Here is a 20,202-nt window from a genome sequence, read left to right as displayed (position 1 = left end):
AATTTATTTTGCAACAGTAAAATAAAACGTGCTTCCAACTCCGGGAACAGATTCTACCCATATTCTGCCACCCAAAAACTCCACATGCTTTTTTGCAATTGATAAGCCGATTCCGGTACCTTCATACTCGTCATGGTTGTGCAGTCTCTGAAAGATACCGAATATTTTATCAATAAAATTTGGATCAATACCAATTCCATTGTCTCTGATGGAAAATTCCCATTCCTTTTCTTTTTCGATTGAATGGATATCAATTTGCGGAGGAACGTCTTCTTTCGAATATTTGATAGCATTGTCCAATAATGCATGCAATACTTGGGTAATCCCTGCGCTGTACGTTGTAAGGGAGGGAAGAGGTTGGTAAGAAATGGATACTGACTTTTCTGAAATGACTGTTCTTCTTAATTTTTTATATTCATCGAGGATTTCATTTAGGTCAACCAGTTCTTTGCCTTCGGAAGACACGCTTGCCCTTGAATACTCCAATAATTCCAATATTATCTGCTTCATTCGTTTTGCACCATCTATTGCAAAATGGATGTATTGGATTGCTTTTTCATCCAATTGTGAACCATATTTCCTTTTGAGGAGATCCATAAAGCTCGAAATCATCCTGAGGGGCTCTTGAAGATCGTGAGAGGTGACAAAGGCAAATTGTTCCAGCTCTTCGTTTGAGCGCTCGAGTTCTTTGGCGTACTTTTGAAGAGATTCATTAAGGGACAGTAATTGAAGTTCGGAATTCTTCCTTTCAGTGATGTCATTCATGGCACCAATTACCCTGATCACTTTTCCTTCGCTATTTCTAATAAAAGTAGCGCGGTCAATCACAAAAGCTATGGTATGGTCATTTTTTAAGAAACGGTATTCCTCATACCAATCCTTGAGTTCAGGATCCGACATAAAGCGATTTACTTTGTTGATGATCCTTTCCCGGTCCTCTATGTGAATACATGACATCAACAATTCAAATGTTGGATTTATTTCATCAGGATTGTATCCAAACAACGTAAAAAATCCCTTCCCCCAAAACAACGTATTGTTTACAGCATCAAAATCCCAAATTGCGTCATTGGTGGCTTCAGTCACTTTTTCAAACCGTTCATTCGCTTCCAAAAGACGAAAATCTGCTTCTTTTCTAAGGGAAATGTCTCTAAAAAAAACCGTGATCCCCTCTTCCGAAGGATATGCATCCACTTCTAGCCACTTGCCAAAATTGTCCTCAAAGTGAACAGCTTCTCCTGTTTCCAGAACCCTATGGTAATTAATGTAGGAAGGATGAGTCACTGCATCAGGGAAGAGATCCCAAAGATTCCTTCCGATAATTTCTTCTCTTTTTACACCAAGAAGTTTCTCGGCAGCATGATTCCAATAGGAGACAATGCAACCGCTGTCCATGGTAAAGAAGGCATCTGCAATACTTTCTATGATGTTGTTTTTTTCCTGAAAAGCCTTCTTTAATCCTTCTTCAGCTTTAATCCGATCATCTATATTTTTAAAAAAGGCAGAAACACCTCCTTTAGAAGGATATGCGGTGATTTCATACCATTTGCCATCAACAGGGTAATTGTATTCAAATGTTTTTGCTGCTTTGGACTTTGCAACACTTTCCAATTTGGTTTTTAAACCTGTTTCTTCCCCTTGAGGGAAAACTTCCCAAAAATTTTCTTTATTGAATTTACCCCCGCTTTTTCTTTTGAGTAGATTTTCAGCTTCAGTATTAAAATAGGTAAGGTTCCAATGTTCATCTACGGCATAAAATGGATCGGAAATACTTTCTAATATCTCGAGAATTTGAAGCTCTAATGATTTTGGTAAATCTATATCCTGAAAACTCCCAAAAATACGTTGACATTTACCTTCTATAAATTCCCCAATTCCTATGACGCGAACCCATCGTTCTTTCCTAGTAGCAGTCACAATTACTGCCTCAAAATCAAATGATTCACCTTTCTCTATACATTTTGACACTTTCTCAGTGACAACTTCATGGAAATCTTCCCTGTAAAAATGAATGGCAGTTTCCCAATCAAGTTCATAGGAATTAGGATCTGTTTCATGGAGCTCGTGGACCATATCTGACCAGAATATTTTACCTCTGTGCAAATCTATTTCCCAACTTCCAATTTTTGCCATACTTGTAGCTTGTCTCAACAACTCCTCATTTTCGACTTCCCTGGTAATATCCATCACCATGGAATTAAAAAGCACTGTCCCATCAGGTAAAAAATCAGGAGAGCCTAATCCTTGAAGTGTCCGCCTTTCACCGCTTGGAGATACTGTTCTGTAGCGTGCTGTCCATTTGGACCTGTTTTTTACAGAATCCAAAATACTTTGTCTCACCTGATTGAAATCACCGCCGGCTTTGGTTTGATTCCAAACCAAATGAACATCGTCCATCACTTCTTCAGGACTATATTCCCAGATCTTTTTGGATCCTTTGCTCACGTTTCTTAAAGCATCTGTGCCATCAGGAAACAATAAATATTGAAAAACCACCCCAGGTAAGTTATCAGCCAAAGACTGATGGCGTAATTCCGCAGCTTTTCTATCCGTGATATCTTCACAAATGGCCACTGTCCTTACAGGCTTACCCATATTGTCCCTTATAAATGCAACGTGTAAGCGAACCCAAACAACGGATCCGTCTTTTTTCACATAACGCTTTTCATTTCTATATTCTCCTTCCCCTAGGGCAGCTTTGCTGAAAATTTTCCAATCTTTTTCTTTGTCCTCCGGATGGGTAAGGTCCGGAAATTTCATGTTTAAAAGTTCAGATTTAGAATAACCTGTAATGGATTCATAATAGGAATTGACTAAAATTATTTGGCCGTTTGAAGGATCAACCTGTGCAATACCCAAAGTAGCAATCTCAAAGATGGTTCTGAACCTTGCTTCACTTTCAGCCATGGCTATTCCTGACATTTTAAAATCATGTATATCCTGAAAACTGCCATAAACGCGTGTGCATACCCCATCCATAAATTCTGCTTTCGCAGTGGTGCGTACCCAAAGTTCTTTATTGCCGGAAGTGACGATAACCGCCTCAATCGTATATGGCTGTTGGGTTAGAATACATTTTTCAAAACTTGATCGTGCTAGATGGCGATAATCCTCTCTGTAAAAATTAAAAGCCGCTTCCACATTTGGCACAAAGGACTTGGGGTCTGTCCCATAGATTTGATGAACTTCATCTGACCAAAAGATGGTGTTATTTACTGCATCAAACTCCCAACTTCCTATTTTAGCGAGTTTGCCAACTTGACGGTTTAATTCTCTTAGGTTCTTCTCTTCAGTAATGTTTTTGGCAACTGCATATACAACACCTTGTTCCGGAGAGGAGGTTGAAGTCCAACTCAACCAAATTACTTTACCTTGTTTTGTGACATAACGATTTTCAAAGTTTCTTATATTTTCACCATTATAAAGTTTCAATTGAGCGTCACTTGTCAACAATCTATCTTGCTCGTGTAAAAATGAGATGATGGGCCTAGAGCATATTTCTTCCAGGGTATAACCTAACAAAGCTAGGCCTGCTGGGTTGATTCGTTTTATATAGCCATCGAAACCTGCCATGCAGATTAAATCGGGTGTAAAGTCAAAAATTTGAGCCAATTCGATTTCAACTTTCTTTTTGCTTAGTTCACTTCCAATCGCTGACTCTAATTTTCTCAATAAGTCGATATATGGAGTCAGCGCTGATTTTGGTTTAACAGTTCCCAATAAAAGAACACCTATTACCTCATCTTTATTTTTTAAAGGCACTCCCATCATGGCTTCAAAGCCTGCCTTTTTAGCAGCTAATTTTCTTTTTATAAGCCATTCTCCCTCAACATTTCCCCAAATTTCGATTGTTTTGTTTTGCCAAACATTGCCCGGTAACCCTTCCCCCAGAGCGCAAGAGGTAATTTGCTTCGTTGCCTGATAAAAGGTACTTCCTGTTATTCCCTTCGCATGATGAGCTACGCGATTGATGCTTTTACCATCAATAGCAGGTAGCCATATTTCAGAAAGATCAAAATCACCAATTTTGATAATGTGTTCGCAAAGATTTGAAAGGCATTTTGTTAAATCATTATCAATGCTTTGATGGAAAATATCACTTATAGTATTGATGAGGTCTTTTTCTAATTCTTTGTTTTTTTGCTCCGTCACATCCCTTTCTATAGCAATCCAGTGTGTATACCAGCCTTTTTCATTGGCTACCGGGATTACAGAAAAATTGATCCAAAATTCTTCTCCGTTTTTTTTGTAGTTGATGGTGGTGATTTCATAGGGTTGCCAGTTTCGGATGGACTTGCTGAGCACTGCCAATTCTTCTCTATCTGAATTTGGACCTTGAAGGATTCGGGGAGATTTACCGATTACTTCTTCGGAAGTGTAACCTGTCATTTTTGTAAAAGCCTCGTTGACATAGATTATCCTTGGACCAGGTTCGTCAAATAGTTCAGCTTCTGTGATCAGAACAGCATCATTGGTATGGGTGATCACACTTTCAAGCAACTTCAGCCGCTGTTCTTCAGCTTTTTGCCTTGTAATATCCTGTACAGTTCCTTCAAAGGCAATCGGCTTCCCATTTTCATCCTTTATCAATCTACCCAATTCGTGTACCCACTTGATACTTTTATCGGGAAGAATGATCCTGTGTATATAATCGAGTTCTTTTTCTCCTGAGAATGCATCATCTTGTTCCTTCATTAATCCTTGAAGGTCGTCAGGATGAATGCTGCTCCTGAAATTTTCAAAGTTGACTTCAAAGCTGTTCTTGTCCCTGCTCCAAATATTATAAACCTCATCTGTCCAGGTTAAGGTTTTGCCATCTATTTCCAACCTCCAATAGCCAATCTTAGCCATTGACGATATAGACTTTAATTTTTCTTCCGTTCTTTTCAGTTCTAAAACCTGATTTTCCTTTTCTGTTACATCAAGGCACACCGCTAACATACATGGTCGATCAAAGTAGTCAACTTTGTTCGCATTGATTTCCATCCGGATCAGCTCACCTGATTTCTTTTGGTGGGTGAAAACCCCAAAATTAATATTCCCCTCAGGTTGATCCCGGCCCGCGTTAATTTCCAAGATTTCCTTTTTGGGATGGATATCCTTTAAGGTCATCGAAAGAAATTCTTTTCTTGAATATCCATAATGGTGGATGGCAGCAATGTTTACCTCTAAGATTTCTTGAGTCTCAAAGTCAAAGATCCATGATGGGATAGGATTAAGGCTGAAAAGGTTATTGGTCATAGCATCAATTACCATATATTTTGGAGGTTTTGGGCAAATCGGAAAATATAAGATTGTATTAAAAATTCGTTGTGAAGGAAATAGATATAAACGAACTGTCGAGTTTGGGCTTTCCTTGGCTTGGGTTATCGCAGGGAGATACTCGAATCCAATAGTTGCTGTTAAACTTCTAGCCAAAAAAACAGACAATCCGGTGGAATTAACCAATGTATTATAAGCATTATTTGACCTTTAATCAATTATGTTGTGGTTATATATGTTTGGTTTTGATGATCAATTTATTGACCCTTTCAGTTCGAATTTTTCTACTCTCACTATCATTTCTTGGCAGATATTAATTAAACTTAGTTTTTTTTAACTGTAAATCCAACTGCCACTGCAAACTATTATTTAGGATAATCCAAACCATAAAAACATTCTGAATCGGTAAGAATTTGAGGACAGGATTCTAGGGTTAGTACCACCGTATTTCAAACATATATGATAAGCTGAGAGTATTTCGTTAAGCAAAAAAATAAAGCCAAGTATTAGCTTCCTACTTTCATTATTTCTAAATCAAAAGAATCATTGGACTGCAAAGGGTATTGAAGTACTTTACAGCTTGGCATATGAGACAATTGATTTATATGATATCAATTACTCCCCCTATTGGGATTTGAAATTCTCATTCTGAGAAGTTCAACTTATGCCTGCACCGGAAGGATAAAAAATCCAATTTGATTCCATACTCCACACTCTACAAAAGAATCAGTTTCCCGAAATAATCAAGCAGCGGTTGGCAGGTTAACGGTTTTGTTTTCTTATCCATTAATCGGAATTTTCTTTTTAAAATAAACAACCAAGTTTAAAAATTATTAATTGCTTCTTTTCCACCACTTCATTGTGGTGAACAATCTAAAACACCTCCATAGGACAGGAAGCTGGTGAATGTTTTTGTCAAATTCCGGTAAATCCAGCCAGGGTCGAATCTAATTCCTTTGTCAAAAAGGATGGAATCTTTAGCTTAACCTTGTTTTTTTTGAAGTAAATGGATATTCCTGATTTACATTTCCTCAGCGATAAACCGGAATCTTCCCGTTTCTTGTCCCCCAATTTTTTCCTAAATTGGGTTTAACTTTTGAATTCAATATCAGTATCGGTTGTCCATTTGATCAAAGAAATGGGAAATGCTACAATAGCAAAGGGTATCAGGAAATTCCGCCTGATACCTAAATAGAATTATTGAAAAGCCCAACCCACAAAAACTCCGTAATTTGGTTTGAATGTTTTTTCAGGACCATATTGGTCAAGATTTCCTCCCAAGCCAAAATTGAAAGCATTCTTTTTTAATCCGGCTCGGAGTTGAAGAAAACTCCTTGCATGCAGGTTGTCACGCGTACTGTGGATGTACAACATTTGGATCCTAGTGTATAAATTGGTTTTGGGAGTAAGGGTGGGTTTATACTCATAGATTCCAAAAAATTCTACATTTCTTTTGGAATGAAGAAATGCCGAAACTATAGTCACGGCTACCCATTCCTTATTGGTAAATGAATGTTGCGCACCAAGCAGCGGGGCAAAACCCACCGCATTGTTGATCGAAGTTCCGCCGACCAAACCAAATCCTTTATAGATATTATAGTTGATCAATACCGGGCTAGCAAAATCCAGATCTTCCATATTATTATCATAGCTTGCAGCTATAGAGGATACACTCAAAAATCCGAATCTACTCTCAGGAGTAAACTTTTTCTTGACCACCATCTGAAAAAACATCCTGTTATTACCCGCCATAAATTCAACAGGCGTGGGGACTTTTGGGACAAATTCCTGTGCCAAAGCTGATTGAAAAACTCCAATAAAAAACAATATTGTCAGAAGTGGTAATAAGTATCTTTTTGATTTTAGGTTTGAAACCTGCATAAGTTTTTCATTTAGTTTATGCAAATTTCAGAAATCAAAAAACAGTAATAGTTGCTCTATATCAACGTTTTGATACTAGAGCTGGGCTTTTAACCGGCTAAGTGTATAATGTGTGATACCTAAATAACTGGCGATTATTTTATGAGAGATCCTGCTTAAAATTTTGGGCTGATGATAAATCAGCGATCTCAACCTTTCCAGGCTATCAGTCCCTTGAAAATCATAAATTCTCCTCTGGGTCGTGATGTAAGCAGATTCCAAAATATTCCTGTAGATTTTATTTACAGAAGGTTCATTTTCCACCAAGAAATAAAAATCCTCTTTACTGATATAAAGTAGGGTGGATTTTTCCAGGGCTTGGATATACTCTATAGAAGGCTGTCCGGTAATTAAGCTTGTAAAAGAGGTTCCAAATTTACCTTCAAATGCTATGTACCTTGTATTTTCTAACCCTTCATTGTTTACAGAAAACAACCTCAAGCAACCTGATATAACAAAATAATTGAATTTGCAGACTTCACCTTCCTTGAGTAAAAATTCGTTCTTTTTTACTTTTTTTTCTTTGAAATAAGGAGATAGCGATTCGAGTTTTTCCTCCTCGATTTTGGTGAGGTTATGAAAATAGGATTTTAAAACTTCATGCATGATCCAAATTAATTCATTTTGTTAAAAATAACAGCAACCTTATCCTTTGTTTACATGATTGACAGATGGATTGGCTGAACTTTTATGTTCAAATGGGTCTTATAATCAAACATTACAAAAACTTTTAAATCAATAAATTACTAATCATAAAAATACGATCATGAAGGCCTTCTGGAAAAACCAAATTTTAGCTGAAAGCGATAAAACAATTCAAATTGAGGGAAATCATTATTTTCCTGCTGACAGCATCAAGAAGGAATTTTTCAAATCCTCCATAACCCATTCAACCTGTCCTTGGAAAGGGATAGCTTCTTATTACACCATTGAAGTTGACGACGAGGCAAACAAAGATGCTGCGTGGTTTTATCCCGAACCGAAGTCAGCTGCCAAAGAAATCAAAGGCTATGTCGCTTTTTGGAAAGGTGTGGAGATAAAACATTAATAGTATTCCCCACTAGGTGGTGGCGATAGCTATCAACATCTAATTCCACGCATTTATTTTCTAAGACTGAAGTCAGTGGAATAAAAAATCCAGTAATCTTCCCAAGCTGCTGAAATGCCATTCCCGAGAACCGGGAGGTAAAAATAATTTATTCTTCAGAGGTAATTCCTAGTGGAGGGGGGTACTTCTGAAGTACCCCATCCACTTCATTTTCTACCCGAGTCGCCTTTTTGCTGACAGTTGTCTCATCAGAGGTGACACTTCTCGCCTTTTTGGTGACCGGTCTCACCATTTTGGTTCTCGCTGTCAGCTTTTAGACGACACGATTGTTCTCCCAACCCCAAATTCAAAATCCGGATTAAACGCTAAAAACTAATTTAAGAAATTTTTGTTCCTTTATCATCTTGGGCAAAATCATGCAGTCAATGGAAAATCTAAGGCAGGCAATGCGGCAAATGATTGACATTTCGGAACAGGAATTGGAGGTGTTTCTAGGAAAAACTTTTTCCAAAACATTCAAAAGACAGGAGATCCTATCAGCCCCCGGAACTGTTCCCAATGAGATCTTTTTTATCGTAAAAGGGATTGTCAGGGTAGTAGTCACCGACCATGCAGGAACAGAACATACCGTCCACTTTGCGATGGAAAACCAGTTCATTGCCGATTACACCAGCTTTTTGACCAACCAAGATTCTATCTACACCTTGCAGGCATTGGAAGAAACCACAGTTGTGGTATTGCCCCGAGAGGCAGTTTATTGGGGTTATGAGAACCTTAAAGAAGGCCAAAAGATGGGCAGGTTGATTGCTGAATTTTATTTTGTCTACCAAGATACAAGGGTGAGAAATATGTATTCGCGAACTTCCAAAGAAAGGTATGACAGCATTTCAGAGGTTTTTCCCGGTATTCACAACCGAGTTCCGCAGCATATGATCGCTTCTTATTTGGGCATCACCCCGGTTCATCTCAGCAGGTTGAAAAAAGCAGACAGCCAAAAAGTCTAAACATTTGTTATCGTTTCGAGCTAAGATAGGAAGTAAGTTTGCGCTGTAATAAATGACAGACAAATGAATAAATACCTTATCCTGACTTCTCTTTTTGCATTCGCTTTAGGCATCGAAGCCTTTGGGCAAAAAGAAGATCTAAAAAACCGAACCCCTCTGATTTCGTGGCCGACCGAATTTGAACCTGGAAAAAGTAAGTTTTTTGTTCACAATGAAATCGAGATTTCAGCCCCGCCCGAAGTGGTATGGAATATCCTGATTGATGCCTTGACATGGGAATCTTGGTACGAAGGCGCCAAAAATGTCTCGTTTGTCAATCCGTCGGACAAAGTTCTCCAAGCTGATTCCCAATTCAACTGGGAAACGATGGGATTGAAATTCCCAAACACCACCATCAAAGAATTTGAACCTAACAGGCTGCTGGCTTGGGAATCCAAGATCAAAAGTATTCAGGGATACCATGTTTGGCTGATCGTACCTACAGCTGAAGGGTGCAAAGTCATCACAGAAGAGGCGCAAAACGGTTGGCTGACATTTTTTGAGAAGACTTTTCAGGGTAAAAAGCTCCACAATCTCCATGATGTTTGGCTACGAGAACTGAAAATGAGGGCTGAAATGGTAGATTAAACAAAAAGGGTATGAATTCGAATAAAGTTTGATTGCTTGAAGGATGCCGGGATTTTCAGATACAAAGTTGAGTTTCTATGTTTGTTCTTTATGGATTGGATTACCTTTAGGAAAACATCAGAAAATGCGTGAAATCATCGTTATCGGAGCTGGACTGAGTGGGCTTACTGTTGCATATAACCTTCGGAAACGGGGGATTTTTTGTAAAGTATTGGAAGCACAAGATAGGATTGGGGGAAGGATTCAAACTGTATTCGGAAAAGCGGGTACTCCCATGGAAATGGGGGCGACTTGGTTTGGTGATGTCCATGTACATCTTTTGAAGCTACTTCAGGAGTTGGAAATCGGCTTTTTCAAGCAAAAAGAAGAGGGCATCGCCTTGTTTGAGACCATGTCCTTTGAGCCTCCCCATCAATATTATATCCCGGCTTCAGAGTCTTCTTCCTACAGGGTTCAGGGTGGTACTTCGTCTCTGATCTCCGCTTTGGCAAAATATGTAAGAGAGGAAAACATCATCCTCAACATGCACATTCTTGAAATAAGCGAAGACAATGATCAACTCATACTGATGGACCAAAATGGAAAGGAATACCTTTGTCATCATCTTGTGGTCGCGATGCCTCCTAGGATTTTTGCCTACGGCATCAAGGTACATCCTGAGCTGCCCAAAGAAGCTTCCGAAATCCTTCAAAACGTTCAGACTTGGATGAGTGGTTCGGTAAAATTTGCTGTGGAATATGCTTCCCCATTTTGGAGAGAAAAAGGATTTTCAGGGAATGTTTACAGCCAATCAGGACTGGCAACTGAAATATATGACCACACTGATTTTGAGGAGTCAAAGTTTGCACTCAAAGGATTCCTGAACGGCAGCGCATCTCATTTTAGTCTCGAGGAGAGAAAGAAGAGGGTCATCCAACAACTTGTACAATACTACGGGCACGAAGCGGCAGAATTCCTCAGCTACACCGATAAAATCTGGGATGACAAATACGTCAAGTCTCCCCAAGATGGGTTTTTGCTTCCTCATCAGAACAACGGCCATCCGATTTTCAATGGCTCTTTTATGGAAGGCAAGCTCTTTTTGTGTGGAGCTGAGACTGCCAAAACCTATGGTGGTTATATGGACGGTGCGGTAAAGGCAGCCCATGTGGTCTCAGAAAATTTATTCAGCCAAATCTTATGAAAAAACTTTTGTTGCAGATCGCCTCGGTCTTATTGCCAAACATGGTCGTAGGACGGGCATATCAGGCACTTACCAACCCACAGATCAAGAGGCTACGCGCACATGAAATCGAAATTCTGGAAAGGGCAGAAAAAGAACAAATCCATTTCAACGGATTTTTGATCCAAACATACAAATGGGGAAGTGGCTCCAAAAAAGTCCTTTTGATCCATGGATGGGAAGGTCAGTCCGGGAATTTTGCTGAAATCATAGAGGGTCTGTTGCGTGCAGATTACACCGTCTTTGCCTTTGACGGTCCCTCACATGGCAACAGTTCCAAAGGTCCGACAAGTCTGATGGAATTCACCAAATTGGTGGGAGAGATGATCAGAAAGTTTGAGGTGACCAAGTTGGTCAGCCATTCCTTTGGAGGGGTAGCCACTACATATTCACTGAGTACCAATCCCGACATCCGGATCGAAAGATATGTCTTGCTTACTGCCCCTGATAAGTTTTCTGAGAGGATTGACCATGTTGCAAAACAGATGGGGATTTCTGAAAATGTAAAAAGAAAACTGATACAAAGGTTAAAGAAAGAAACCGGGATGGAAGTGAGTGAGTTGAATGTTTCTTTGTTTGTCAAAAAGATTAACGTAGCAAAAGGGTTGATCCTTCAGGATAAAAATGACAGGATTGTACCTCTTTCCCAATCCAAGGCAGTACATCTAAACTGGAAAGCTTCGACTTTGGAAGTCCTTGAGGGAACCGGCCACTTCAGGATTTTGCGTGATCAAAAAGTAGTGGACAGGATTGTAGCTTTCTTGGGATAGTCACCTCAGAAGGTTCAATGGCTAAAATTGAGAATCTTAGCCGCCATTGACTTTCATGGTTTCATTGTCAAACCTGTAGACGACACCATTGTCCAATTCAATTTCCAAATCAAAAGTAAGTTCGATGTTCCCGGAAGGTACGCCGACAAATTTGAGGTAAAGCCGCTCATTCTTGAGGAATCTGTGTCTGTTGCTGATGAAATCGTTCAGGTTATATTCCTGCTGAAAATTCTGGGTAAGGACGAATTTTTCATTGATCACAGCGCCTTCCTCCAAGGTTTCGTTTTCATTGACAATAAGATTTTTTTTATTGATGATCCTGATTGACCTCAGCGTTTCAATGGAGTAAGATTCAGGTGGGCTGCAGGCATAGGCTGTATTCAAAAAGAAAGAAACCTTTTCTTGGCTTTTGATTTCGCTGACAGGCTTCAGTCCTGAGACCCAAAATGCCTTGTATAAAGTCTGATGGAAATAGTACCGGTTTGGATCAAAGGCAAAATTCTTATCAGCACGGAACAGCGTTTCTATTGAAAAAGTGGTGATGGCGAAATCTTCTGTTTCAAATACTGGATTGCATCCACAGGGACCGTTGCATTGGTCTATACAGGAAACAGGCACAATCCCCATAAAAAGCAACAATAATAATCCGGCAGCAAGATTCTTTGTCATTCTATTTTTGATTTGGATTTAAATTTAACCAAAGCTTATTTGTAAGAAACCATAAAATGAAAAAGTTGTTCTAAGCATTTTTAAAAAACCTTTGAATCTGAAACTGTCCCTGCTTTGAGTCTCTTTTCAATTTGAATGAAACTAGGTGTGATAATTTAGCCTTTGTTTATATATTCATCTTCTTTTTAATTTAACCATAAACCACATGTCCCTAAACACCCTTAACGAAAGGCCAGAGTTTATATCAAATGAAAAACTCAACAAGAAGATAGGTTATTTTTCTGCCCTTATCGATGAATTAAGCAAAAGAAAACTTTCTGAAAAGGAGGTGGAAACCATCAATGATGAAATCCAAAACATCAATTCCATCTCTATTTCTGAAAAAGACTTCGCCAAGGCCCTCACCAAATCACAAAGCAATGTGTTAAAGGTGATTGAAAAGGAGTCAAAGCTTGTGGTAAAGAACCATTACCGTAACCTGTGGCTTGTCCTGGGCATGTCAACTTTTGGAGTTCCTCTCGGTGTTGCATTTGGGATTTCCATTGGCAATTTGGGCTTGCTGGGCTTAGGTCTTCCGATTGGAATGGCGATCGGAGTTGGATTTGGTACTACGTTGGATGCCAAGGCAGCCAAAGAAGGAAGGCAACTAGATGTGGTTTTGACACCCTGATTTGATCTTTTATCCATCCGGTTTATGCAAATGACCAATATGAAAGCTGCTGTATATTATCAATATGGACCCCCTGAACTGATTCAGGTCAAGGAAATTCCTAAACCCATTCCAAATGATGACGAGGTACTTGTTAGGGTTCATGCCACGACAGTAAACAGAACAGATTGTGCGATTCTCCGAGCCCATCCTTTTATCATGAGATTTTTCACAGGATTGACCAAGCCAAGTAATCCTATTCTGGGGACAGATTTTGCAGGAATGGTAGAGGGGCTTGGAAATTCTGTAAAGGGCTTTAAAATCGGTGATCGGATTTTTGGCTTTACTGATCAGGGAATGAGTTCTCAGGCAGAATACCTTGTCTGCAAAACAGAGAAATTCATAAGCCACATGTCAAAAAACGTAAGCTTCCAACAAGCTGCAGCAAGTATAGAAGGTGCCCATTATGCCATCAATTTTATCAACAAGGTCAAGTTAGAAAAGGGACAAAGGGCTTTTGTCAATGGTGCAAGCGGTGCCATCGGGTCGGCTATGGTGCAGCTGTTGAAGTATCAAGGTCTCCATGTAACGGCTACCTGCACATATAAAAACTTGGGACTGATCAGTTCTTTGGGAGTAGATAAAGTCATTGACTACGAAAAGGAAGATTTCACACTAATCGGGGAAACTTTTGATTATGTTTTTGACGCTGTAGGTAAAAGCAGTTTTGGAAAATGCAAACCAATTCTGAAGCCTAAAGGGATCTACATTTCCTCGGAGTTGGGACCAAAAAATCAAAATCCAATCTTAGCACTTGTCACGCCTTTGATGGGAGGAAAGCAAGTCAAATTCCCTTTTCCTTCCGACATTAAAACCAGTTTGGCTTTGATGAAGAAAATGATGGAAGAAGGAAAGTTCATGCCACTTATAGACAGAGAATATTCATTCGATGATATTTCCAAAGCATATGCTTATGTCGAAACAGGTCAAAAAACAGGGACTGTGACCATTAACCTTTTATAGAAATAACCGTTTCTTCAGTCAATTTTCTCCTAATCTCTTCCAATGAAAGCCATTGTTAATTCCAAATATGGAACACCTGATGTCCTACAACTGATGGAAGTTCCAAAACCGGTTCCGAAAGACACTGAGGTTTTGGTAAAAGTCCATGCTACCACAGTCAATAGAACAGATTGCGGATTTAGAAAGCCGGATTACTTTATCATCCGATTGTTTAATGGCTTTTTTGAACCTAAAGTAAAAATACTGGGATCAGAATTTGCGGGAACAGTGGAGTCTGTTGGTTCCAAAGTCAGTAACTTTAAAACAGGTGATGAAGTCTTTGGATTAAGTACCAAAAAATTCGGGGCACATGCCGAATATATCTGTGTTCCTGAGTCAGGTTCCATAGCTATCAAACCTGTGAACTTTTCCTTTGAGGAAGCGGCAGCAGTTTGTGATGGATTGATGCTTGCAAATGGATTCCTCAAAAATCTCGATTACACCAAATCTCAAAAAATCCTCATCAATGGTGCCTCAGGGTCAATTGGGATAGCTGGAGTGCAGTTGGCCAAATACTTTGGGGCACAGGTGACGGCAGTTTGTAATACCAAGAGTATGGGCCTTGTCAAGTCATTGGGAGCAGATGAAGTCATCGACTACACAAAAACAGACTTTACACTTGCAGGCAATGACTTTGATTTTGTCTTTGATGCGGTGGGGAAAAGTTCCTATTTCAAATGCCGTAAATTACTCAAGCCAAAGGGCGTGTATGTTTCGACAGAATTTGGATACCTAGCCCAAAATGTATTCCTGACCCTATTGACACCTTTATTCGGTGGAAAAAAGGTTAAATTCCCGATTGTGACAGACAGTAAGTCAGACATTGTTTTTTTCAAAGAACTGATCGATTCAGGGAAGTACCGGGCAGTAATTGACCGGCGGTATCCTTTGTCGCAAGTCATTGAAGCCACCAAATATGTAGAGAAAGGTGAGAAAACCGGAAATGTGGTGATTGACATTGGATAAGGGTTTTTTGGAATCCTTATATTTCATTTTTTTTCAGATCTTTAATATGAATATTGACCAATTTGCTATGAAAAAAATAAGCTTCTATATCTTGGGAATAATAACAGCCTTCTGTTTTGGGTTTCTGATAAAACCTTCAGAGTCAATTTCAAACCACATAAACAACGACGAAACTTTAGAAAATATGAAACTAGGTGCATTTTCAGTCAGCCTGAGTGTCAAGGACCTACAGGCTTCCAAGGCTTTTTATGAAAACCTTGGGTTTACACAATTTGCGGGCTCTATGGAGCAAAATTACCTCATCATGAAAAATGAAAAAACACTTATCGGACTTTTTCAGGGAATGTTTGAAGGTAATATCCTGACATTTAATCCCGGATGGGATGAGAATGCTGCCGAACTTGAATCCTTTGAGGATATTAGAGCCATCCAAAAGCATTTGAAATCAAAAGGGGTCAAATTGGATGCTGAAGCAGATGAGAATTCTTCCGGCCCGGCAAGTTTGATGGTAAGAGATCCCGACGGGAATTTGATTTTGCTGGACCAACACCTGTAATTGAGGTAGGTTGCTTAAAATCAAAAAAAGAAACCTATATGTCTTGATCTTTTTGTTCAATTCATTGTAGACAAAGTTTTGGAAGGGAAACTTTATTTTTTTGCAAAGTATTGTGTTATTTTTTAGTAGTATGCTTAATGGTAAAAAATTCAAAAAAATGATTTTTACTCCATGTTTTAGGCTATTTGTATACAAAATTAACCTATTGAATAATACGCATTTACAATTATTTTTCTAAATTGCTAGAGAAGTTTTTAAAATTCATCACTTAACTTATTTAATCTTAGATATGCCACAAAACAGACCTATTAAAATTGAAGGAATTGAACCCAACGGAACTTTGAGGTTATCTGATAAAGGAAATACTATTGTTCAAAGAGGAGACACAGTAACCTGGAGTATCCATCCTGGTTCTAAGGTTCAAAAAATTAACAATATTGTTAAAAGTGGTGGGGTTGAAGTTTTTAGCGAAAAACCTGCGCCTATTGGAAGTTCAGGACATTGGAGAGGAACAATCAGCCCTACTATACAGGATGGTTCTGAGCAAAAGTATGATATTCATTATACACCTGAGGGAAGCACAGAAGTAGTTGTATTTGATCCAAAAATTATAGTGAATTCCCGATAAGTCAAGAGTAAAAAAAACAGTAAGGGTAGTTTTTGATCCTTCTTTAAGTTAGACTAAGATTCAGCTTATTCAAGGTTGTTTTTTCTTAAAACCGAATATTACTTGTTCATGTTCTCTTAGTTTCAGAGAAGGATTATTTTGTTTTACCTATTATTTGTCATTTGTCCATTTTCAACCATAAATTTTTGAAACCATGAAAATTCATTACATCACTATTGAGGGAATTGAGTCCAGAGGAAAATTAAAGCTCTCGGATAAAGGATTCACAAAAGTAAGTCCGGGAGATTTGGTGATTTGGGATATAGTTCCGGATGAAGGGGTGGTCAAAGTTAACAAAATCCTAAAAGACGAAAACTCCAACAATGTTTTCAGTATAGGGCCGGTAAGAATCAAAAACTCTACTGCTTGGCTTGGAGTGATAAATCCAACAATACTTCATGCTGAGGAAGATTACACCATCGAATACACCGCAAAAGACAAGGATTTTAGATTTGATCCTAAAATTCAAGTTAACTCTTGACTCCACTTATGAGATTCAAGATTAAAAGACATTTTTTTTCATTGACATGTTTTTTCTGTCTTTTATACCTCCATGTTTTTGCGCAAGATCAAAAACTAGCAGATAGTCTTGCAAAAGTTTATGAGCAAGGAAATGTGCCTGATGAAGATAAACTTGAGCTTTTAAGAAATCTCTCTTTCAATGAAATGAGGGATCTTGACTTGGGTCTGCGCTATGCTGAGGAACTGATTAATCTGTCAGAAAAGCTTGGAAATGACCTTTACCTATATCGTGGGTATTTGCAAAAAGGAAATAAAATCAGGTACCAAGGTGATTTGGATTTGGCATTGGATGCCTATTTTAAAAGTGCTCAGGCAGCCAAAAAAGCCAAATACAAAATAGGGGAGGGAACGACATACATTGCAGTAGCTGATGTTTATTCTTTTTCCAACAACCCTGCCAATGCGATGCTTTATTACCATAAGGCGATTTCCACTCTCAGGGAGGCAGATGATTCCGTTGCATTGGCTTCTGCTATACTCAATGCAGGAGATGAGCACCTTAATGTGAAGAATTATGATTCAGCTTTGGTTTATTTTAGGGAATCAGAATTGATTTTTGAAAATGTGGATTATCCGACCGGAAAAGCCTTTAGCCTAGGAAATTTGGGAATGGTTTATGCCAATTTTGGTCAAAGTGACCTAGCTGAGAAAAACATCAACGAAGCGATTTCAATTTTGGAAGAATTGGGAAATTTTTATCCTATCTGCACCTACCTTATCTCCATGTCAGATATTTATTTGGAAAAGGGGGATATCCTCATGGCGATGAACTGCGCAGCAAGAAGCCTAAAACTTGCACAAGTTCACGGACTTAAAGAGCAAATTTCTGATGCAAACCTCAAACTTTCTGAACTATATGAAAAAGAAGGGGACTTAAAAAAGTCCCTTGTCTATTTCAAAGACCACATAGCATATAGGGACAGCATCAATAACCTTAAATCTGTTCAAAATATGGCTGATCTCAGGACTGATTTTGAGGTTTCTCAAAAACAAATTGAAGTAGATCACTTAAATAAAGAAAGGGAAAATCAAAGAATAATCCTGATTTCTTTGGTAGTCATAATGGTTTTGGGGATTATTATTTTGGCGACCTTGTTTTGGTATTATAAAAATATCCAGAAAGAAAAGAAAAGGTCTGAAACCTTGTTGCTCAATATCCTGCCTTTAGAAACTGCCAAAGAGCTGAAATTAAATGGAAAAGTTGAAGCTGTCAAAGCGGAAAAGGTAACTGTGTTATTCACTGATTTTGTTGAGTTTTCTACTTTGGCAGAAAAAATTGAGCCAGAAAAATTGGTGCAAAGCATAGATTTTTATTTCAAAAAATTTGATGAAATCATCACCAAATATGGACTCGAAAAAATCAAAACGATTGGAGATTCATACATGTGCGCCGGAGGGATTCCAACTCCTAAAGAGGGCCATGCTTTCAGCATGGTCATGGCGGCTAAAGAGATGATGGCTTTAGTAGAGAATTCCAAGAATAATAATGACGGCTTGCCCCACTTTGAAGTTAGGATAGGAATACACACAGGACCTGTCGTAGCTGGAATTGTCGGCATCAAAAAATGGCAATATGATATATGGGGGGATACTGTAAACATTGCCTCAAGGATGGAATCCGCTTCTGTTCCGGGTAAGATCAATATTTCTGAAAGTACCTATAATGAAATCAAAAATGAGTTTAAATGTGAATATAGGGGGGAGATTGAGGTGAAAAACAGGGGACTGTTGAAAATGTATTTTTTGACCTGATTTACCAAAAGTAATTCTGGCAAACCGATGCCCCCAAGGGTCAATTATTGATCACTTTATTTGGTTTGAATCTTATTTTCGTCTTATCATTGATAAGATTTATTTTAAAACTTTAACATCAAGGATACACAATCATGCATAAAGTCAATCTCTCAGAAAAATTTTCACTTTTTCAGGATTATTGGAATCCTAGAATAGTAGGAGAGCTCAATGGACAACAAGTAAAACTAGTCAAATTCAAGGGGGAGTTTGTCTGGCATAAACATGACCTTGAAGACGAATTGTTTTTTGTGGTCGCCGGACAATTCAGGATGGAGTTTAGGGATAAAACCGTTGAATTGAAAGAGGGTGAATTTTTGATAGTCCCTAAAGGGGTCGAACACCGTCCTGTGGCTGAAGAAGAGGTTTCTGTAATGCTTTTTGAACCAGCGACAACATTAAATACAGGCGATCAAAAAGGCACATTGACAAAAGAAAGCCTAGAGAAAATCTAATTAGGGATTGAAAAAAGGAAGTCAGACTTTTAGCCCCATAAATCCTCCATCAATATTGAAATTGCTTCCTGTTATGAAGGAGGCAACATCAGAACCAAGGTAATAAACCATGGCAGCGATTTCCTCAGGTTTTCCCATCCTTCCTATCGGTTGGGTTGCTGCTAATTTTGCAAACATTTCCTTTTCTTGGCCAGGATAGTTTTTTGCCAAGAAACCGTCGACAAATGGTGTATGCACTCTTCCGGGGGAGATGCAGTTGCAACGGATATTTTGGCTAACATAGTCTCGGGCTATAGATAGGGTCATAGACATTACAGCCCCTTTGGTCATGGAATATGCAAACCGGTCAGGAATTCCTATTGTCGCTGCTACTGAACACATATTGATTATAGCCCCGCCGCCATTGGCTTTGAGCTTCGGAATTGCTGCCTGACTACAGGTAAACACGCCTTTTGCGTTGACTTGAAAAACTCTTTCAAATTCTTCTTCTGAAGTATTTTCCAGATTTCCGATATGCGAGATTCCGGCATTGTTTACCAAGACATCGATCTTTTCAGGAGTTCTTTCAAAGGTTTTTTTGACCTCCTCTAAATTCGATACATCAGCTTGGAGGAAAGTAACCTTATTTCCTTTTTCTAGTAGGTCTTTTTCCACTTCTGTTCCCAAAGACTCATTGTAATCAATGAAGTAAACATTGTTTCCCTTTGATGCAAAAAGCGTGGTGATGGCCAAGCCAATACCACTTGCCCCTCCCGTGATGATGATGTTTTTCATAGCCTAAATATAGGAAGGTGATTCCAAAATAGTAACCTGCGGTGGAGTGGGGGAGAGGCTATTTTGAGGTTTTTTTTATTTTTTTCTTTTCTAATGAATCCAATTGAAATTCAACAAGCAAAAGTTTAGGAACAACATTTGGGAAAGGAAATAAACTGAGGAATTGAAATCAGTCTTTTGTTTTCCAAAATCAATCGTTTAAAGTGAAAAATGAATAGTTATATAATTATGCTATAAT

Annotated in this window: 19 protein-coding genes; 13 read left to right on the top strand and 6 right to left on the bottom strand. The window is 38.6% G+C overall.

Annotated features, from left to right (window positions below):
* Window positions 1-3: 3 nt before the first annotated feature.
* The 3 genes from NK987_RS01420 to NK987_RS01410 all read right to left on the bottom strand — a co-directional run bounded on the left by NK987_RS01420 (window position 4) and on the right by NK987_RS01410 (window position 7,788).
* Window positions 4-5,256, bottom strand: coding sequence for a PAS domain S-box protein (locus tag NK987_RS01420; RefSeq protein ID WP_259262421.1), 5,253 nt, complete (start codon window positions 5,254-5,256; stop codon window positions 4-6).
* Between the two features lie 1,203 nt (window positions 5,257-6,459).
* Entirely contained in the window at window positions 6,460-7,143 is a 684-nt protein-coding gene (locus NK987_RS01415; RefSeq protein WP_259262420.1) for a hypothetical protein, read from the bottom strand.
* Between the two features lie 75 nt (window positions 7,144-7,218).
* Window positions 7,219-7,788 (bottom strand): Crp/Fnr family transcriptional regulator, encoded by a 570-nt coding sequence (locus tag NK987_RS01410; RefSeq protein WP_259262419.1) that lies wholly within the window; start codon window positions 7,786-7,788, stop codon window positions 7,219-7,221.
* Window positions 7,789-7,948: 160 nt separating this feature from the next.
* Here NK987_RS01410 and NK987_RS01405 point away from each other — a divergent pair, with 160 nt between their 5' ends.
* The gene (locus NK987_RS01405; protein WP_259262418.1) at window positions 7,949-8,230 is read left to right on the top strand and encodes a DUF427 domain-containing protein; all 282 of its coding nucleotides are present in this window, start codon (window positions 7,949-7,951) and stop codon (window positions 8,228-8,230) included.
* A 148-nt stretch (window positions 8,231-8,378) separates the two neighbouring features.
* On the opposite strand, the gene NK987_RS01400 is transcribed toward NK987_RS01405, so the two are convergent.
* The gene (locus NK987_RS01400; protein ID WP_259262417.1) at window positions 8,379-8,522 is read right to left on the bottom strand and encodes a hypothetical protein; all 144 of its coding nucleotides are present in this window, start codon (window positions 8,520-8,522) and stop codon (window positions 8,379-8,381) included.
* Between the two features lie 133 nt (window positions 8,523-8,655).
* On the opposite strand from NK987_RS01400, the gene NK987_RS01395 reads away from it, so the two are divergent.
* The 4 genes from NK987_RS01395 to NK987_RS01380 all read left to right on the top strand — a co-directional run bounded on the left by NK987_RS01395 (window position 8,656) and on the right by NK987_RS01380 (window position 11,853).
* Complete coding sequence (locus NK987_RS01395; protein ID WP_259262416.1) at window positions 8,656-9,234, top strand: Crp/Fnr family transcriptional regulator; 579 nt, start codon at window positions 8,656-8,658, stop codon at window positions 9,232-9,234.
* A gap of 63 nt (window positions 9,235-9,297) precedes the next feature.
* Window positions 9,298-9,861, top strand: a complete 564-nt coding sequence (locus NK987_RS01390) for an SRPBCC domain-containing protein (RefSeq protein WP_259262415.1) — start codon at window positions 9,298-9,300, stop codon at window positions 9,859-9,861.
* A 124-nt stretch (window positions 9,862-9,985) separates the two neighbouring features.
* Window positions 9,986-11,044, top strand: coding sequence for a flavin monoamine oxidase family protein (locus NK987_RS01385; protein WP_259262414.1), 1,059 nt, complete (start codon window positions 9,986-9,988; stop codon window positions 11,042-11,044).
* Window positions 11,041-11,853: an alpha/beta fold hydrolase gene (locus NK987_RS01380; RefSeq protein ID WP_259262413.1), complete on the top strand. Its 813-nt coding sequence runs from the start codon at window positions 11,041-11,043 to the stop codon at window positions 11,851-11,853. The genes NK987_RS01385 and NK987_RS01380 overlap by 4 nt, the downstream gene beginning before the upstream one ends.
* A 36-nt stretch (window positions 11,854-11,889) precedes the next feature.
* Here NK987_RS01380 and NK987_RS01375 read toward each other — a convergent pair whose 3' ends face one another.
* Window positions 11,890-12,522: a hypothetical protein gene (locus tag NK987_RS01375; protein ID WP_259262412.1), complete on the bottom strand. Its 633-nt coding sequence runs from the start codon at window positions 12,520-12,522 to the stop codon at window positions 11,890-11,892.
* Window positions 12,523-12,727: 205 nt separating this feature from the next.
* On the opposite strand from NK987_RS01375, the gene NK987_RS01370 reads away from it, so the two are divergent.
* From NK987_RS01370 to NK987_RS01335, 8 genes are all read left to right on the top strand, one after another.
* Window positions 12,728-13,192, top strand: coding sequence for a hypothetical protein (locus NK987_RS01370; protein ID WP_259262411.1), 465 nt, complete (start codon window positions 12,728-12,730; stop codon window positions 13,190-13,192).
* Window positions 13,193-13,216: 24 nt separating this feature from the next.
* On the top strand, window positions 13,217-14,194 hold the full coding sequence (locus NK987_RS01365) for an NAD(P)-dependent alcohol dehydrogenase (protein WP_259262410.1): 978 nt from the start codon (window positions 13,217-13,219) through the stop codon (window positions 14,192-14,194).
* A gap of 42 nt (window positions 14,195-14,236) precedes the next feature.
* Window positions 14,237-15,199: an NAD(P)-dependent alcohol dehydrogenase gene (locus tag NK987_RS01360; protein WP_259262409.1), complete on the top strand. Its 963-nt coding sequence runs from the start codon at window positions 14,237-14,239 to the stop codon at window positions 15,197-15,199.
* Window positions 15,200-15,266: 67 nt separating this feature from the next.
* On the top strand, window positions 15,267-15,755 hold the full coding sequence (locus tag NK987_RS01355; RefSeq protein ID WP_338021180.1) for a VOC family protein: 489 nt from the start codon (window positions 15,267-15,269) through the stop codon (window positions 15,753-15,755).
* A 289-nt stretch (window positions 15,756-16,044) separates the two neighbouring features.
* Window positions 16,045-16,383 (top strand): hypothetical protein, encoded by a 339-nt coding sequence (locus tag NK987_RS01350; RefSeq protein ID WP_259262408.1) that lies wholly within the window; start codon window positions 16,045-16,047, stop codon window positions 16,381-16,383.
* 193 nt (window positions 16,384-16,576) lie between these two features.
* Window positions 16,577-16,903 carry a hypothetical protein gene (locus NK987_RS01345; protein WP_259262407.1) on the top strand — a complete coding sequence of 109 codons (327 nt, stop codon included), beginning with the start codon at window positions 16,577-16,579 and terminating at the stop codon, window positions 16,901-16,903.
* 8 nt (window positions 16,904-16,911) lie between these two features.
* Entirely contained in the window at window positions 16,912-18,696 is a 1,785-nt protein-coding gene (locus NK987_RS01340; RefSeq protein WP_259262406.1) for an adenylate/guanylate cyclase domain-containing protein, read from the top strand.
* A 134-nt stretch (window positions 18,697-18,830) separates the two neighbouring features.
* Window positions 18,831-19,190: a cupin domain-containing protein gene (locus NK987_RS01335; RefSeq protein WP_259262405.1), complete on the top strand. Its 360-nt coding sequence runs from the start codon at window positions 18,831-18,833 to the stop codon at window positions 19,188-19,190.
* 21 nt (window positions 19,191-19,211) lie between these two features.
* Here the strand turns inward: NK987_RS01335 and NK987_RS01330 are convergent, their stop codons facing one another.
* Window positions 19,212-19,964 (bottom strand): SDR family NAD(P)-dependent oxidoreductase, encoded by a 753-nt coding sequence (locus NK987_RS01330; RefSeq protein WP_259262404.1) that lies wholly within the window; start codon window positions 19,962-19,964, stop codon window positions 19,212-19,214.
* Window positions 19,965-20,202 lie beyond the last annotated feature (238 nt).

The sequence above is a fragment of the Aquiflexum gelatinilyticum genome (assembly GCF_024813435.1).
GTDB classification, from domain to species: domain Bacteria; phylum Bacteroidota; class Bacteroidia; order Cytophagales; family Cyclobacteriaceae; genus Cognataquiflexum; species Cognataquiflexum gelatinilyticum.
The sequence above is the reverse complement of the archived record's forward strand: the minus strand, read 5'-3'. Positions and strand labels throughout refer to the sequence as shown.